At 73.3% G+C, this 14,790-nt stretch carries 11 protein-coding genes and 1 pseudogene; 7 read left to right on the top strand and 5 right to left on the bottom strand.

Going from position 1 to position 14,790, the window contains the following annotated elements:
* Positions 1–96: 96 nt before the first annotated feature.
* The 5 genes from MXD61_RS21755 (at position 97) to MXD61_RS21735 (ending at position 7,128) form a co-directional block, all read left to right on the top strand.
* Complete coding sequence (locus tag MXD61_RS21755; RefSeq protein WP_248815296.1) at positions 97–3,258, top strand: FtsK/SpoIIIE domain-containing protein; 3,162 nt, start codon at positions 97–99, stop codon at positions 3,256–3,258.
* 7 nt (positions 3,259–3,265) lie between these two features.
* Positions 3,266–4,678 carry a hypothetical protein gene (locus tag MXD61_RS21750; protein ID WP_248815295.1) on the top strand — a complete coding sequence of 471 codons (1,413 nt, stop codon included), beginning with the start codon at positions 3,266–3,268 and terminating at the stop codon, positions 4,676–4,678.
* A gap of 6 nt (positions 4,679–4,684) precedes the next feature.
* Complete coding sequence (locus tag MXD61_RS21745) at positions 4,685–4,948, top strand: hypothetical protein (RefSeq protein ID WP_163547664.1); 264 nt, start codon at positions 4,685–4,687, stop codon at positions 4,946–4,948.
* Between the two features lie 275 nt (positions 4,949–5,223).
* Positions 5,224–6,744 carry a trehalose-6-phosphate synthase gene (locus MXD61_RS21740; protein WP_163547663.1) on the top strand — a complete coding sequence of 507 codons (1,521 nt, stop codon included), beginning with the start codon at positions 5,224–5,226 and terminating at the stop codon, positions 6,742–6,744.
* A gap of 192 nt (positions 6,745–6,936) precedes the next feature.
* Positions 6,937–7,128 (top strand): hypothetical protein, encoded by a 192-nt coding sequence (locus MXD61_RS21735; RefSeq protein ID WP_248815294.1) that lies wholly within the window; start codon positions 6,937–6,939, stop codon positions 7,126–7,128.
* On the opposite strand, the gene MXD61_RS21730 is transcribed toward MXD61_RS21735, so the two are convergent.
* The 4 genes from MXD61_RS21730 to MXD61_RS21715 form a co-directional block, all read right to left on the bottom strand.
* Positions 7,125–7,652, bottom strand: a complete 528-nt coding sequence (locus MXD61_RS21730; RefSeq protein ID WP_248815293.1) for a histidine phosphatase family protein — start codon at positions 7,650–7,652, stop codon at positions 7,125–7,127. The genes MXD61_RS21735 and MXD61_RS21730 overlap by 4 nt on opposite strands.
* Positions 7,653–7,981: 329 nt before the next feature.
* A complete protein-coding gene (locus MXD61_RS21725) occupies positions 7,982–8,350 on the bottom strand; it encodes a WhiB family transcriptional regulator (protein ID WP_163547660.1) in 369 nt (122 codons plus the stop codon).
* A gap of 905 nt (positions 8,351–9,255) precedes the next feature.
* Entirely contained in the window at positions 9,256–9,636 is a 381-nt protein-coding gene (locus MXD61_RS21720) for a rhodanese-like domain-containing protein (protein ID WP_248815326.1), read from the bottom strand.
* Positions 9,637–9,716: 80 nt separating this feature from the next.
* Positions 9,717–10,427: a cysteine dioxygenase family protein gene (locus tag MXD61_RS21715; protein ID WP_308222816.1), complete on the bottom strand. Its 711-nt coding sequence runs from the start codon at positions 10,425–10,427 to the stop codon at positions 9,717–9,719.
* A 670-nt stretch (positions 10,428–11,097) separates the two neighbouring features.
* Between MXD61_RS21715 and MXD61_RS21710 the strand changes: the two genes are divergently transcribed.
* Positions 11,098–12,801: a GAF domain-containing protein gene (locus tag MXD61_RS21710; RefSeq protein ID WP_248815291.1), complete on the top strand. Its 1,704-nt coding sequence runs from the start codon at positions 11,098–11,100 to the stop codon at positions 12,799–12,801.
* 43 nt (positions 12,802–12,844) lie between these two features.
* Here the strand turns inward: MXD61_RS21710 and MXD61_RS21705 are convergent, their stop codons facing one another.
* Complete coding sequence (locus MXD61_RS21705; protein ID WP_374629344.1) at positions 12,845–13,585, bottom strand: response regulator; 741 nt, start codon at positions 13,583–13,585, stop codon at positions 12,845–12,847.
* 592 nt (positions 13,586–14,177) lie between these two features.
* Between MXD61_RS21705 and MXD61_RS21700 the strand changes: the two are divergent.
* Positions 14,178–14,790 (top strand): annotated as a pseudogene (locus tag MXD61_RS21700) (hypothetical protein); the annotation flags it as partial.

Raw genomic sequence — 14,790 nt, 5'->3', positions numbered from 1 at the left:
ATGGTCGTCAGAGCTGCCGTCAGCGTCATGGTCGAAGGCGACGTCGGTGCTGCGCGCGGTGGCGCCGGTCGTGGCGGGTGAGGGGAGGATGGGTCGATGTCGGGAACCCGGCGAGCGCGCACGCTCGTGGCCGGGATCCAGTCCTCGCTGGGCGCGGCGCTCGCGCTCGCCGACCGGCTGGAGGCACAGGCCGACGAACTCGAGCGGGGCGGCGGGCCCGGCGGGCGGGACCCGGCGGGAGACCCGGTCGACCCGCTCGCCCCCGGCCCCGAGATCATCGAGGCCGGGGCGATCGCCCGCACCCGGACCCGCGGATTCGCGGGCCTTGCCTGGTCCTCGTCCGAGTGGCAGCGCGGCCTGCTGGGGCTGACCGCCGACGGTGGACCGGCTGACGGCGGACTGACCGCCGACGGTGGACCGGCGGCCCAGGGCGGCGGTGCTGGCGGTCCGGGGCGTCCCCAGCGATACCGGCCGGGCCTGTGGCGGGCCGGCAACGTGCTGCTCGGGGCCGGCCCGGGGGCGGCCCGGGTGCCGCTGGCCGTGCCCCTGCTCGATGCCCGCAACCTGCGGATCGAGACGTCCCGGGCGCAGCGGGGCGCCGCGGTGGACCTGGTCCGCGGTCTGCTCACCCGCATTCTGGCCGCGGTGCCGGCCGGTCGGGTCCGGGTGATCGTCTACGACCCGCACGAGCTCGGTGCGGGGCTCGCCGGCCTCGCACCGCTGCGAGCCGCCGGTGTCGTCGAGGCGACGATCACCACCCGGGCCCGACTCGAGGAACGGCTGTCGCGGCTGTCCGACGAGGTCGGACGGATCACCGTGGAGCGCCTCGGCGGGCAGTTCGACTCGCTGCGCGACCGGGAGGACGCCGGGCGTGGCCGGCCCGAGCCGTGGCAGGTGCTGGTCCTGCTGGGCGAGCCGCAGCTCTACGAGGAGGGCGGTCGGTCACTGGCCGCGATCGCCGCACAGGGGCCGTCCTGCGGCGTCAGCGTGATCTCCGTCGTCCAGGCGCAGCCGCGGCACCCGGGCGAGGGCGGCGGCGATCAGGACGACGTGGCGCCGCCCGACCCCGACGGTGACCTCGGCTTCGACGACGAGACCGATCCGGTGGCCGCGGTGCTGCCGAACTCGGTCGTGTTCACCTCCGTTGATCTTCTCACCCACCGTGCCGGCTGGCAGGACATCCAGCCCGGGCTGTGGCGGACCTCGCTGACCGGCCAGCTGCCGGTCGTGCTCGATGGGCCGCCGCCGACCCCGATCGTCACCCTGGTGAGCAACCACATCGCCGAGATCGCCCGCCAGCACGCGGCGCGCCCCCCGGGCATCACCGAGTTGCTGCCGAACGTCCTGTGGGAGTCCGACAGCTCCTCCGGGGTGACCGTGACGGTCGCCCGTGGCATCGACGGGCCGGTCGCGCTGACCTTCGACGACGACACCGTGCACGCCCTCGTCGGCGGGCAGGCGGGCGCGGGCAAGTCGACGCTGCTGCTCGACGTCGTCTACGGCATCGCCGCGCGCTACTCGCCCGAGCAGGTGCGCTTCCATCTGCTGGACTTCAAGGAAGGCCTCGAGTTCGCCCAGTTCGCCGGCGGTCCCGCCGACCCGTTCTACCTTCCGCACGCCGACACCGTCGGAATCGAGAGCGACCGGGAGTTCGGGGTCGCCGTCCTGCGCGCGGTGCGTGAGCAGATGCGCCGCCGGGCCGTGGCGATGCGTGCCGTCGGCGCCCGGGACCTGCGTGGCCTGCGGGCCGCCGACCGCTCCTCGGCCTGGCCACGGATCCTCGTCGTCGTCGACGAGTTCCAGGTCATGCTCACCCCGCTGGACGAGATCGCCCGTGAGGCCGTCGCCCACCTGGAGGTCCTCGCCCGACAGGGGCGGGCGTACGGCGTGCACCTGCTGCTGGCCAGCCAGACGCTGTCCGGCATCGACGCGCTCGACTCCACCGCGGGCAAGCGCGGTTCGATCTTCGGGCAGTTCGCGCTGCGGGTGGCCCTGCGCACGTCGATCTCGGAGTCGCGGGTGCTGCTCTCGACCGCGAACGAGGCCGCGGGCGCCCTCGGCGGTGTCGGCGAGGCCATCGTCAACCGGCGTAACGGGCATCCGGCGGGCAACGAACTCGTCCGGGTCGCCTATCCCGACGCGGCCACGATCGCGGGCCTGCGTGACCGGCTGTCCACCGCCACCGCCCGCAGCCTGCCCGGTGCCCGCCCGCCGCGGGTGTTCGTCGGGCACGCTCCCGCGCTGCTCGACGACAACGCCGTCTACCTGGCGCTGGACGGACGGCCCGCCCCGGCCGCCGTCGACCGCATCGGTGTGGGCGCGGGTCACGACAGCGCCGCCGCCGCGAGCCTGGACGTCGCCACCGGCTTCGACGCCACCGGCGGCGCCGAGGTGGCCGCTGTCACCGATCACGGCACTGCTGCCGGGCTTCAGGTGTCGCCGGGTGGTGACCTGACGGTCGGTGCGGGGCCCGGCGTCGGCACGCCGTCCGGTGGACGGCCGGTGCCCACGGTGGGGGAGGACCCGCTGGCCCTCGTCGGTGTCCCGGTGGACCTGGCGCCCGCGGCGGTCGGGGTGCGCCTGGCCGCCTCACCCGGTCGTCACCTCGCGGTGCTCGGACCGCTGCGCCGGGAGGCGACGGGCATCGTGACCGCGGCCGCGGCCAGCGTCGCCGCGCAGGCCGGACCCGGCCGGCTGGTCGTCGAGATCGTCGCGGCCGAACCGATGGCGTGGGGCGCGGCCGAGGTGCTGGCCGAGCGAATCCGGCGGGCCGGTCATCCGGCCCGGGTCACCGACGTCACCGGGCTGCGGGCCGTGCTCGCCGCCGCCGCCGGCGAGACCCGCGCGCGGGAGGAGGCGGCTCTGGCCGGCACGGTCGCCGCGGCGCCACCGCTGCGGCTCGTCGTCGTGTTCGCGATGGACGCCGGCCGGGCCGCTCTGGAGGCCCGCGACGAGCAGACCCGGCGCACCGGCCTGGAGGATCTTCGCACGCTGACCCGGCGCGGCCCGGCCCAGCACGTTCACCTGATCGGCTGGTGGCGGGGCGTGTCGCGGATGTCGGAGGATCTCGGCCCGGTCAACCGGGACGACATCGCGGCCTGGGCGGCCGTGGGCGTGCCGGGCAGCGAGCTGTTCGCCCTCGCCGGGCACCGCCCGGTCGCCGGCGGGACGATGCCCAACCGGGCCGTCCTGTTCGACCGGCATGCCCAGTCCGAACCACGCACGGTGGTCCCGTTCGCCCCGCTGGTCCGAGGGTAGGCAGACCATGATGATCGGTCAGGATGATCCATACCGCGGCGGCGCCCCCGACGGCGACGGCGCCGAACCCGCCGAGCCCGGCGCCGGGTGGGCACGGCGGTCCACACCGCCTGGGCAGGCCGGTGGATGGCGTCCGGACGTGAGTGTTCCCCCGGCGCTCGCCGCCTCCCCGGCGGCGGCGAGCGAGGAGGCGCAGGAGATCGTGAGCGGAGCTGACCCGCGCGATCCGGCGCGGCTGTGGTCGATCGCGGGTTCCTGGCCGCACGCCGGCCCCACGTTCGCTCTTCCGCCCGACCCCACCCCACCCGGGGTCCCCACCGGTCCGCCGGCCGCGGCAGGGCCGATCGCGGCCGCGTCCACCGCGTCGACGGCGGTGGGAGTGCCGAGGCCGGCGGGCACACCGGTGCCGGCGGGCACACCGGTGCCGGCGGACACACCTGCCCCGGGGCCGGAGGCGGAGGCGGAGGATCCGTGGCGCGCGGCGACGCGCTACCGGGATCTGCTCGGCACCTCGGATGTGGCCCGGGCTCGGGCGGGGCGCGACGCGCACCATCGTCGCCAGGGCAGCCGGGCCCAGGCGCAGCGTCACCGCGCGGCCGCCAGGGACATCCGGGCACGGGTCGACGGTGTGTGGGGGCAGGTCGCCGAATCGCTTGCCCAGTACGGCCTGACCGACCTCGACCAGCTGCGCCCCGCCGACCCCGGCGCCGCCGCCGTGGAACCGGCCGGCCAGGTCCGACTCACCAAGGGTGGCGCGTCCACACCGGGCGGTGGCAGCGGTGGCCGGCGGCGGGCCGGTCGACCGCTGGCCCGGGCCGGCCATGGCCCGGCGGTCGGCACGCAGCGCACCCGAGGCGGACAGGTCGGCCCGACACCCACGGATCGAACCGACCGCCGACGGCGGGGATCCGCTCGCGTGGGCGGCGCGGCGGCCGGACCGGCCGGGCCGGTCGACCCGCGCACGGCGCCGCGTCAGGCCTACGAGCTGTGTCTGGACGCGATGAGCAAGGCCGCGGAACTGCGGGCGGTGAGCAAGGGCGCCGCGTCGGCGTCCGCGGGGCTGATGACCGCGCTCGCCAGCCTGCTCAGCCTCGCCGTCGTCGGACTGCTGCGGGTGTTCGCGCGCGCACCCGGGATGCCGTGCGTCGTCGGGGCGGCGCTGGTCGCCTCGGGTCTGGTCGCCGCGGCCGCCGGGATGGAGGTCGGGGTGAAGGCGATCGCCCGGGCCGCCATGCTGGGAGCGGGCTGCGCCGCGGTGGCGGTGCTCGCCACGTTCCGGTTGGCCCCCACCGACCCGGTGGCCATCGCCGGATCGCTCGTCGCGCTCGCCGCCGCCGCCCGGTTCGGCCTCGGCGTCGGCGCGCCGACGCAGCCGCAGGCACAGGCCGGCTCTCGCGCCGGTGCTTCCAGGAAGGGATGAGGACGGGTGTCAGGCACGATCGCCGAGGTCAAGGCCCAGCTCGACGAGGCGTTCCGGCGGACCGAGGAGGTCGCCGGCCAGCTCGAGGGAGCACTCGGCATGCTCGAGGAGGCGCAGGCGATGGTGATCGCCGCGACGGACGGCAGTGAGCACCGCTCCGTCGAGCAGTTGACCAGTGCTCTGGTGGAGACACGCGACACACTCCAGATGTCGCTCGCGTCGCTGGGCTCCGCCGTCCAGGAGGTCCGGGACTACCGAGACGGCCTGTAGGCGACAGCCCGCTCACCATCGGTGCAGGCCCGGCGTGTGCCGGGTGGATCCGCTCGGCTGGCGGGGCTACCTTCGTCGCGCTGAGATGCATGTTTGTCGGTCGACAGTAATCCGGTGAAGGTCTGGGTAACAACGGTCTGGGCACCCCGCAACGCGGTGCATCCGGGTCCGGGGCTCACTACAGTCCGGATTGTCCCCCGTGCGCCCCTGCGCTGGCGGCGGCCGGGACTCCGGGACGTCCGAGTACTGCCCGTGATCAGGAGGCTACATCCGTCGTGTCGGACTTCATCGCCCTCGACCTGCCACTTGTGCTCCTGTCCAACCGCGGCCCCGTCAGCTTCGACCGGGATGCCACCGGTCGCACCGTCGGCCGGGGCGCCGGCGGCCTCGTCTCAGCTCTGTCCGGGCTCGCCGAACACCTCGATGACGCCGTGTGGGTATGCGGCGCGGCCAGCGAGGAGGACACCGTCGTCGCCGGGGAGAACGCCGGCAGCTCCATCCTCGTCCAGACCCATCCCCAGCCCCATCTGGTGGACGGCGAACCCGAGGGCCCGGCGATCCGGGTGCGTCTCGTCGTCACCGACCCGGCGGCCTACGCCGACTTCTACAGCGTCTGGTCCAACCCGATCCTCTGGTTCATCCAGCACGGTCTCTACGGCCGTTCGCTGTCCCCGGTGCTCACCCGCGCCGAGCACGACGCGTTTGAGAACGGCTACGCGGCGGTCAACCGGGCCTATGCCGACGCGGTGGTCAGCGAGGTCCGCTCCCGCGGCGGCAAGGCCCTGGTCCTGCTGCAGGACTATCACTTCTACCTGGTGGCCGACTGGGTGCGGGAGCAGTGCCCCGACGTCGTGCTCACCCACTTCGTGCACATCCCCTGGCCCGGGCCGGACGAATGGCGCATCCTGCCCGGGGACATCCGCGAACGGCTGCTGCGCGGCCTGCTCGGCAGCGATGTCGTCGGCTTCCACACCCGTCGCTACGCCCGCAACTTCGTGCTGTGCGCCGCCGAACTGCTCGGCCTACCGGCCGACCTCGACAAGCTCACCGTCACGGTCGGCGATCGGGTGGTGCGCGCCCGCTACTATCCGATCTCGGTCGACCCGGCCGCCCTGGACGCCACCCAGGCCTCCGAGGAGGTCGCCGCGCACGTCGCCATGCTGCGCTACCTCTTCCTCGACGACGACCGTCAGCTCCTGCTGCGCGTGGACCGCACCGACCCGAGCAAGAACGTCGTGCGCGGCTTCCTCGCCTTCGGCACCCTGCTCGACCAGCATCCCGAACTGGTCGGACGGGTGAGCTTCCTCGCACTGCTCCAGCCCAGTCGCACCGACGTCCCCGAGTACGCCGACTACATCGCGCTGATCGGCGGTGTCGTCGCCGAGATCAACGCCCGGCACACCAAGGAGGGCCGTCAGCCGATCGACCTGCGCATGGTCGAGGACTTCCCGCTCGCGGTCGCCGCCTACTCCATCTGCGACGTCCTGATCGTCAACGCCATCGCCGACGGCATGAACCTCGTCGCCAAGGAGGTGGCCGTCGTCAACCGCCGCGGCGGGGTGCTCGCCCTGTCGGAGATGGCCGGAGCCCACGAGGAACTCGGCGAGTTCGCCGTCACGTTGCAGCCCTTCGACGTCCAGCAGATGGCCGACGCCTTCTACACCGCGCTGACCATGCCGATCGGGGAGCGTCATCGCCGGCTGGCCGCGGCCGCGGACCAGGTCCGCACCCACGACGTGCGCCGCTGGCTCGACGACCAGATCGTCGACCTGCGCCGCATCGCCGGCTTCATCTAGACCGTCCCGGGGGGGTCGTCCCGGGGTCGGAGGTCATGGCGGCGGGGGCCGGATGGACCAGCCGACAGTGGTGGGCATCCCGGGCTCGTGGGACGGGTTCGCGGGTAGGGTCGCATCGGGAACGAGGCGCGCCGGGGCGTCCCGCCGATCGGCGGTCGGTCGGCGGCCGCGGCGCAAGGACGGGAGTCGTACGTGAGCGAGACCGGTCACCACAAGGCGAACACGGGTTCGTGGCTTGCGGTGTTTCTGATCATCGCGGGCTTCGTGGTCGGGGCGGTCGCGCTTCCGCTGGCCTCGACCCCGCTGTGGATCGTGACCGCCGTGCTGCTGGTCGGTGGGTTCGCCGTCGCCCTGGCGGCCCGGATCATGGAGCAGGCCTACTAGCTCGACCCAGCGGACTCGCGCAGTTCTCGGGGGGTGACGAACGAGGCCAGTCGCGTGGTGGACTGGCCGAGTTCGGCCCAACGCGGCACCAGGAGATCCTCGACGGCGAGCGCCGCCGTCGGGTAGGTGGCAATCCGCGGGCGGTCCGTGGCGGCGAGCAGTGCCACCGCGAGAGTGTGGATGCCGGGGTTGTGCCCGACGAGCAGCACGGTGGGTACCCCGTCGTCCACGTCGCGGAGCCGGTCGAGCAGGGTCTCGGCCTCGGCGAGATAGAGCCGGTCCTCCGTGACGACGGGCACACCGGCCGGTAGTGCGGCGGCGATGCCCTCGACGGTCTGCCGGGTGCGCAGCGCGGCCGAGCACAGGATGAGGTCGGGGGCGAGGTTGCTGTCCCGCAGATGCCGGGCGACCAGCGCGCACGCGCGCAGGCCCGAGTCGGCCAGCGGCCGCTGGGCGTCGGGAGTGTCGCCCTCGGCCCAGTCGGACTTGGCGTGGCGCAGCAGCAGAAGCCGGTGCGTCGCCATCAACGAACCCTGACCGGGGTCAGGTGGGCTGCACATGCCCGGTTCACCGCTGTGTCCACCGCCGTCTCCGGATGTTCTGGCCGCGCCCGGTCGCCCGGACACCTCACGGCTGTGGTCGTGGGCCGCTCACTGGCAGCCTGCCGAACGCCTGCCCCACCCGTCAATGGTGTCCGCACCACCGGGTCCGCGACGGTCACCGGCCAGTGCCGGTGCGGGCTGGACGGTGCGCCAACCCGGCGAAGCTGGCGGAGCCGGGACGGCGAACGGCCCGGCCAGCGGGCGCGAGCAGCGCCTGGAGGCCGGACCGTCCGAAGTATCCGCGGTCGCGATCAGCTCGCGACGGAGGTGGACAGAAGGAGCCGGTCGGCGAAGGCCAGCGCGTCGTCGGCGGAGAGCCGACCGCGGGGGACGACGGTGGCGCGCTCGTCGGAGGTGAGGCCACCCCACACGCCGTGCTCCTCCTGGCGGAAGATCGCGGTGGCCAGGCAGGGGCGCTGGACGGGGCAGTCCGAGCAGATCTTGCGGGCGCGGGATTCGGCGGCGGCCCGGGCCTTGGTGTTACGGCCGTCCGGCGGGAAGAACGCGTCGGGATCGCCGTCGCGGCAGGCCGCGTCCTGGCGCCAGTAGGCGGGCCAGCCCGCACCGAAGGGCTGCGGCGGCAGGTCGCGACCGGGCAGGACCGGTACGCCGGCGCTCATCGCGCGCCACCACAGCGCAGAAGACACGCGGTCGAGTGGATGCTAAGTGCGGTGACGACGCGTGCGGGAAGCACGCTGAGCTGACTGGGCATACCGACTCCTGCTGACGTTGCAAAGGCGGACACATGCTTTGCAGACCACCACATCCGGCGTTGCGCGACACTCCAGACAGGCAGGTCAACCTTGGTGAGGCGAGATGCACCGCGGAGCCACAGGTTCGGTTCCAGTGGGGCCGCCCGTACCGGTGAACCGGGGGTGTGGCTCCGCCTGGAAACGATTCCGTCTCGCCTCGTTAACCGAGGAACGTAGACGTCTCTCGACCGGATAGCAAGGGTTCCGGAACGCGAACGTCCGGGACGGTCGACGGTCGTTCGAGAGGGCCGTCGGATGATCGCGCGAGCGATTGTCGCGCCGTCCGAGGCGAGCATAATGATCATGAAGATGCGCGCCGGAGGGCTTGGCGTGAGATCATCGTGGCGGTCTCGCTGGCGAGCGGAACTGCTGTTGGGCAGCGAAAACGAGCCACTTCAAGATCGCTGTCGGATGGCGGACAGTGGGCGGGTGGGCCCCCGTCCGGGGGTCTACGATCGTGGTTCCAACTGGCGTACGGCCCGATGACGAACAGATGTCGAGTCCGCGAAGTTCGGCCGGCGGGGCCCGCTGGGGCAGCTATTGCCACAAAAATGTGTTGAGCATTACATTTAATGCCTTTGCTGGGGCAAGCGCGGGAAGCCCCGTTCGGGGTAGCGCGCAGGCGCCGGATCGAGGGCTGGCCGCGTAGGAGCAGCCACGCACCGCGTCCGGGAGGTGTCGCCGGGCGGGCGTGAGCCAGCCGCGCGAGTGCATGATCATCCGTGTCGGGGCAGGCGGGAGCCCCGAGGTCTCCCTGGGTTCGGGCAGTCCGATCAGCGCGCGGCGGCGCCGGGGCGCACGGGCAGGCCGGCGGCCGCCCACGCCTGGTAGCCGCCCACCACATCGGTGGCGCGGCGCAGGCCGAGCTGGCGCAGCGCGTCGGCGGCGAGACTCGAGGTGTAACCCTCCGAGCAGATCACGATCACCTGAAGATCGTCGCTGGTCGCGATCGGCAACCGGGCGTCGCTGGTCGGGTCGAACCGCCACTCGAGCACGTTGCGTTCCACGACGAGCGCGTCCGGGATCTCGCCCTCGGCCGCCCGTTGCGCGGCCGGCCGGATGTCCACCAGCACACTGAGATCGTCGGTGGCCAGCGCGTCGGCGGCCGCCGACGGTTCCAGTCGGCGTAGCCGGGCCCGGGCCGCGGCGAGCATCGCGTCGATGCGGCTGCCGCCCGTGGGCGTCCGATCGGCGCCGTCCGGGTCGGCAGGGTCGTCCGGGTCGGCAGGGTCGCTCATCGTCGCGGCGCTGCGGCCAGCAGGTCGCCGGCGGGCGCCAGCGGTCGGGGGATCCCGGGTGCGGCGTCGACCGGGACCCGCGCCGTGGTGGCAGCGGTGCTGTCGGTGGTGCTGTCGGTGGTGCTGTCGGTGGGGCTGTAACGCAGGGGCAGTTCGGGCGGTGAGTAGGCGTGGATCGTCGTGGCGAGCGTGGTGCCGCGGTTCGCGACGCGATGCACATGCGAGATGTCGAAGGCGGGGCTGTCGCCGGGTGCGTGTGTCCTGCGGTCGGTGAGCGACCAGGAGCTGTCGAAGCGGTCCTCCTCCAGCACACCCTCGGTCACCGTCAGCGCGCCGAACGCCCCGCCGTGATCGTGGATCTCGGTCTGCTGCCCCGGGTACCAGCCGATCAGCCACACCTCCACGGTCGCGGACAGCAACAGTCGGGTGTACCAGCGCCGCTCGGGATGGTGGCGCACGATCGGCCGCCACACCTGCGGGGCGCCGGCCAACGCGACGGTCAGCTCCCGCAGCGTCGCCAGGTCGACCCGGCCGGGCTCGTCACTGAGGCACTGCCAGGGCACCAGCGGTGCCTGCCGGGCGAACGCCGCCGACGGGGCGAACGGCGCCAACCCGGCCAGCTCGCCGGACACCACCGACGGGACAGGCGGAGCGGGATGGCCGGGGTGGCCGGGGTGGGTCAACAGAGCCGGATGCAGCAGAGGCACGGGATCTCCAGAGGGCGGACAGCGGTATGCCCAGGCCGTCGATCATGAGGCGGTCAGGTATCCGCGGGTTGACCGCGCAGCGGCCGTAAAAGGCAGGGCGCGCCGGGGTGCCGGTCGTCCGGATGAGGTCAGGCGACCACCGCCGAGGGCGGCGCGGGCCCGGATGGATGCCCCGCGCGGAGGCGGAGGGATCACGGCCTGGGATGCGCTACCACACGAGGCCGTGGCCAGTCTGGGTCAGGGCTGAGGGAACCGGAAAACGGGGGGCCCGCCTGGGCTGGACCTACGTGACGGTTCGGCCGGCACGATCACCGTGCGGCCGGCACCGACAGAGGGTGCAGGGCGGTGGCTCAACCCCGCCCGGTACAGGCCGCGCTGACGGCCCGGCCAAGGTCAGTCACGCGATCGCGGTGCAGAAGGAGGCGCGTCGCTGCCATGCGCACAGTGTACGACGACGCGGCAGCGGACGGTACCTTCGCGTGGCTTCGGCGCGGGGTGTGCCGACCCACGCGGCCTGGGTCGGCTGGACAATGCGGGGTGACACGAGGGTGTTCCCCTGGGTGATCCCGGTCGATATCCTCCGAGACAGAATGATCCGCCTCGGCGGCCGCCGTCCCTCGGGCCGCGGTGGTGCGCCGCTTCGGCGGGCGGGGGAGAGGAAACGGCCAGGATGGACGACCCGCACGACCGGTTGTCCGCGCAGATCGACGATGTCGTGGCCGTGCAGTCGCGGATGCAGGGCCTGTTGGACGCCGTCGTCGGGGTGGCCCAGGAACTGAGCCTGCCGGTCACCCTGCGCCGGATCGCCGAGGCCGCGGCGAATCTGGTCGACGCGGCCTATGGCGCGCTGGGGGTCATCGGTGAGGCGGGGGAGATCACCGAGCTGTTCCATGTCGGGTTCGGTGACGCGGTGCCCGAGCGGATCGGTCGGCTGCCGCTCGGGCGGGGCCTGATCGGCGAGAGCCTGCGCGATCCACGTCCACTGCGGGTGGCCAACGTCACGCGCCATCCGGCCGCCGTGGGATTCCCGCCCGGCCATCCCCGGTTCGACACCTTCCTGAACGTCCCGATCATGGTGCGGGGGGATGCCTTCGGCACCCTGTTCCTCGGCGCGAAGCGCGACGGGGGCGAGTTCACCCGCGAGGACGAGAGCCTGGCCTGCGCGCTGGCCGCGGCGGTCGGCTTCGCCATCGAGAACGCCCGGCTGTACGAGACGGCCCGGCGCAGGCAGGCCTGGCTGCACGCCAGCGCCGAGATCACCACGGCGCTGCTGTCGGTCGCCGATCCGCTGGAGGCGCTGGCCCTGGTGGCTCGCCGCGCCCGGCAGGTGACGGCCGCCCGGCTGGCCGCGATCCTCGTCCCCGGCAATGAGGAGGGGACGCTGATCGTCGAGGTGGCGGACGGCGCGGGGGAGGATCGGCTGCGCCGGCGGGCCCTGCACCGCAACGACCGCCTGCTCGACGCTATGCGCACCGGACGGGCGGCGCTGGTCGGGCCGGGGGCGTCCCCGCTGTTCGGGGCTGAGCTGCCCGATCCGCCGGCGGAGCTGGGCATGGTGGTGCCGCTGATGGCGGGTGGCCGGGCGCTGGGTGTGCTGGTGCTGGGCACCGAGGGGGTGTCGGTGCCGTTCAGCGGGCTGGACCTGGAGATGGCCGCGGCGTTCGCCGGGCAGGCGGCGCTGTCCCTGGAGTTCGGACGTATCCACCGCGACCGGGAGCGGCTCGCCGTGTTCGAGGAACGCGACCGGATCGCCCGCGACCTGCACGACGTCGTGATCCAACGGCTGTTCGCCACCGGCCTGCAACTACAGGGCATGGCCCGGATGGCCGGCGGCCCGGTCGCCATCCGGCTGCACAGCGCCGCCGACGAACTTGACCACACGATCGCCGACATCCGCCAGACGATCTTCTCGCTGACCTCGGCGGACTCCGACGGCGCGGACCTGGCCGCGGAGATCCGCGCGATCCTCGCCCAGACCGAACGAGCCCTGGGGATCATCCCGCAGATCCGGGTGGACGGCCCGATCGACCGACGGGTCCCCCCGACGATCCGTCCGCACATGCTCGCCGCGCTGCGGGAGGCGCTGTCCAACATCGCCCGCCATGCCCGCGCCACCCGCATCGACGTCCTGCTCCGGGTCACCGGGGTGGACGTCCTGGTGGAGGTGCGCGACGACGGCTGTGGCCCGGGCGGGGCGTCGCGCAGCAGCGGGCTGACGAACCTGCGCCGGCGCGCGGTGGACCTGGGCGGACGGATGGCGTTCGGACCGGGGGAGAGCGGCATCGGCACGACCGTGAGCTGGCAGGTCCCGTTGATCACGCCGCCCGAGGCGCTGTGGGTGTTCACCCCGCCGGACGGCCTTCCCCTGCGATAGCGGGCGGATCGTCCGGCGGGCAACGCCACCCGCCCGAGCAGGGCTAGTTGTTGAGCCGGGTGGCGAAGACCGCGGCCTGGGTGCGACTTTCCAGGCCGAGCTTGGCCAGCATGCTGGAGACGTAGTTCTTGACCGTCTTCTCGGCCAGGTACATCCGACTGGCGATCTGCCGGTTGGTGAGACCCTCGGCGATCAGCCGCAGGATGCGCCGCTCCTGATCGGTGAGACCGGCGAGGCGTTCGTCCTGCGCCGGACCCTCCCGCAGCCGCACCAGCACCCGCGGGGTGACGGCGGGGTCGAGCAGCGACTTGCCGGCCGCGACCTGGCGCACCGCTTCGACCAGGGCATTGCCACGGATCTGCTTCAGGATGTACCCGGCTGCGCCCGCCATGATGGCGGTGAACAGGGCCTCCTCGTCGTCGAAGGAGGTCAGGATCAGACAGGCCACGCCCGGATTCGCCGAACGAACCTGCCGGCAGACCTCGATGCCGCTGCCGTCCTCCAGCCGTGCGTCGAGGACCGCCACGTGCGGCTCCAACGCGAGGATCCGCTCGGCGGCCTGGTCGGTCTGACCAGCCTCACCGACGACCTCGAGATCGTCCTCCTCGGTGAGCAGGTCGCGCAGGCCGCGTCGGACCACCTCGTGATCATCCAGGAGGAACACCCGGATGGGCCGGTCGGCTCTGCTCGCCTGGTTGGCGCTGCCCGCTTGATTGGCGCTGTGGGATGACGCGGGGGTCGCCGCGCCGCCGACGGCGGAACCGCCCGCCAGTTCGTCTGACACCGTTGACTCCGCCCGACCTTGCCGTCGTAAGGAAGAACATCGCTGTAGGTCACGTTCGGCAAGCAGGATATTACCCGCATTGGCCCGCGTTGGGGCGGGCTCGGGGCGGCGCCGCCGTTCGAGGCAGCTGGATCTTCATGCGACAGTGCTGTTGTGGTACCTGACCTGTAGTAGCGGACGTGCCACGCCATGAGTCCCGTCATGGGGCGTGTCGCCGTGCTGCCGGCACCGGTCGCCGGGGCGGCGACCAGCCCGCGCGTCGGCGCACCTCCATCATCTCGGCGAGCGCGTCCACTTTGCGCCCTTATGTCGCTACTGTGTCCAAACACACCCCGATGCGGAGCGCGTCAGGTCCGTCCGTCACAATGCTGGTCGTCGCCCGCCGCCGCCGGTCGGGTTGTCCAGGTGTCGGCACTGTCCGGTCTGCCTGGTCACGGGCGCGCGTCCCGCGCGCGGCACGAAGGTGCCAGCGCGCAGCCGGGGGCGTCCGGTGTCGGGGTCGCCCCGGTGCCAGCGCCCCGGGGCGGACGGGTCGGACTGGCGGGTGTCGTGCGGGTGGCGCAGTGATCGTGTGACGAAAGGACGTGCGCCCGTGCGATGGGGTAAGAGCGACAGCCAGACGCCCAAAGCGACCGAGACAGACACCCCCGCGCCCGTGCCGACAGCGGCGAGGATCGCCACGCTGCTGGCCGAAGGCGCCCGGCAGACCACGGCCGCCGCCGGCACCGAACAGACCACGCCGGCCGCCGGAACCGCGGGCCAGGCGTGGACACTCACCGAGACCCTCGCGACTCCCGCGGCGGTGACCACCTACCGGGTCTCCGCCGCGGTCACCGACACCGGCGCCGTCGAGCCCGACCTGGCGCTGTCCTACGACCTGCTGGTCCGCTACCGGGAGAGTCTGGCCTCCGCCGGTTTCGTCGTGACGGACGTCCTGGAGGGCTGGCGGACAATCGCCCTCGACGTGCGGACCGAGCAGGACGCGGCCACCGTGCACGCGGAGTCCAACGGCGTCTCCGCCTCCGCGGACGCGGCCGAGGGCCAGCCCGCGGACGCGCCGGAGCCGGCACCTGAGGAGTCCGTCGAGGCCCCGGTCGCCGCCGCCGACACCGCCGTGGCCGCCGACACCGCCGTGGCCGCCGACGCCGGCCCCGCCCCGGCCCGCGCGGCCCCCGGGCTCCAGGCGCCCCCCCGCGGCGGGCACG

It is taken from the genome of Frankia sp. AgPm24 (assembly GCF_023243055.1).
Lineage (GTDB): Bacteria > Actinomycetota > Actinomycetes > Frankiales > Frankiaceae > Frankia > Frankia umida.
This window is presented reverse-complemented; position numbering and strand designations above follow the sequence as displayed.